General features: G+C 61.3%; 1 protein-coding gene. It reads right to left on the bottom strand.

Features of this window, described 5'->3' with window-relative positions; translation table 11 throughout:
- Positions 1 to 201: 201 nt before the first annotated feature.
- Positions 202 to 1641, bottom strand: coding sequence for an ISKra4 family transposase (locus GY725_12500; GenBank protein MCP4005006.1), 1440 nt, complete (start codon positions 1639 to 1641; stop codon positions 202 to 204).
- Positions 1642 to 1877: the final 236 nt, after the last annotated feature.

Below are 1877 nucleotides of genomic sequence, written 5' to 3'. Positions count from 1 at the left end.
TCTTCTTCGGATTCTCTCGGGAGTTCGGCAGGCGGCGGATCACCTCTCCTCACCAGGATCGAGAGTGGGGCGGCGCTGGATCTCGAGATCGCCACCGTACCTCTCGCCGAGCTTCCGTGAGTCTGAAGGCCTCGGGTGGGTGCTGTTGTACCTGGCACTGCTCTATCTAGAGTGCCCCTTGGGGTGTGGTTTCCATACTGATCAAGCAGCGCGTACGGCTCTACTGAGTGGGCGTAGAGTGAGTTCTATCGCGGACCCCCATCGATCGCTGAGGGCGAGCGCTCGCAACTGTACGATGTGCTGCCCCGTTTCCTCCTTCCACCGGGCGCCACAGCGCTTGAGCCGGAGCTCGAAGAGGCTCTTGCAGGTCGCCTCGACGTTGCCGCTTCCGATAGGAAGGCCAAGTTTCCGGGCCCGCGCATAGTTCATCCGATCTGCCTCTTTGCCGTGATTCTGGAGATACGAAATCGCCGCATGAACGGGGTTGTTGTCGGTGACACCTTCATCCATTCCCGATGCGATCAATTCTTCGAGGATCTCGATGGCACCGTTGTCTCGGTTGAGGAGCCTCAGCTTCCAGCGCTTCACTGTTTCCTCTTCCGTGTCTGCCTCGGCGATGACCTTGGCGGCGGCGCTGAGCTTTGAGACGAGGTGCGGATAGTCGACGAGCTGCTCGATGTTTTCCCCGAACTTCTCACTCGTGAACCCATCCTCCAACAGATTCCACATTTCTGGCGCTCCGTCGCAAAGGAGCTGGATCCTCAGACCCGAGCGCTTACTCCTCAGCGTAGCCACATCGGCAACCAGGCGATTGCGTAACCCAATGATGTCCCCCTCGGGCATGCAGCCGTAGCGGATCGTATGAAGCGCTGCTCCGGTCGCGTCGTGAAGGGTCACGGTCCCGCAGTAGGCCATGCGGAAGTTCCGTTCGATCGGCCGCTGCGGTGCTCCCTTCTTGGGGCGACCAACCGGCCGAGGCAGAGGCTCTTCCATGGGTATACTGACTCGATCGAGAGAAATGCTGATCGAGCTCGCCTCTTCGGGCACCTCGTAGGCGTCGATCAAGGCATCCTCGATGTCCTCTCGATCGGCCACCGCGAGTGCCCCGACCAGGTGCGCCACCTTCTCGAAGCTCGAGCGCGAGTAGGGCAGCCGCCCAGACTCGCGCGCGCTTGCCTCCGCTTCACGCGATGTCCCTTGCTGCACCGCGTGGGCCATGGCCCGCGCTGCTTTCGGCAGCCAGCCGTCGCCCACGACTCCCGCCCGCAAGCTCACCGCGTCCACCACCCTTCCTCCAGGCTGGCCCCCGCGTTGGCTCGATTGACGGTACAACGACCGCTCGATTGATACCGATCCGGCCATGGTGTGGTACGGCGCATCGCAGCGTCCCACCCGGTTGTAGCGAATGCCACCGATCACCACGCTCGGAACGTCGATGTCCAGCGACTGAAGGATCGCGCGGTGACTCTCCCGTTCGATCGTGGCAGCCTCCTCAGAGATCGTACGCTCCACCTCCGCATAGTCGACGGATTTGCCTCCACCCGCCCGAGCGAGGGTCTTCTTCATCGTCTCCAGAGCGGACGCCATCGCCTCTCCGGCACCTCTTAGCTCCTCAGGGACCTCGATCACGAATTTTGCCATGGATCTTCCTCGCCAGTCGGCGACATTGCCGCATCCATGTCTACCAGAACTAGGGAGAAATGTCCAGCATGGAAACCACACCCTCTACGAAAGGAAGCCGCAGACGCAGTGTCCCCGTAGCTTCAGAACTGGGGTCATCGCGCTCCCACTTCCGTATCGTACGAACAAGAACTGGATCTTTCATTTCAGCACACATTCCTCCGAGTCTAGCAGTCCGTCGAGCAGAGGCAGCCCCG

It is taken from the genome of bacterium, from assembly GCA_024226335.1.
Taxonomy (GTDB): Bacteria; Myxococcota_A; UBA9160; order SZUA-336; family SZUA-336; genus JAAELY01.
Note: the sequence above shows the minus strand (reverse complement) of the source record. Positions and strands in the feature narration are given on the sequence as shown.

What these genes read in the sequence shown, in the direction of transcription:
- GY725_12500 (MCP4005006.1), bottom strand. Translation starts at nt 1,641, where the DNA reads ATGGCAAAATTCGTGATCGAGGTCCCTGAGGAGCTAAGAGGTGCCGGA.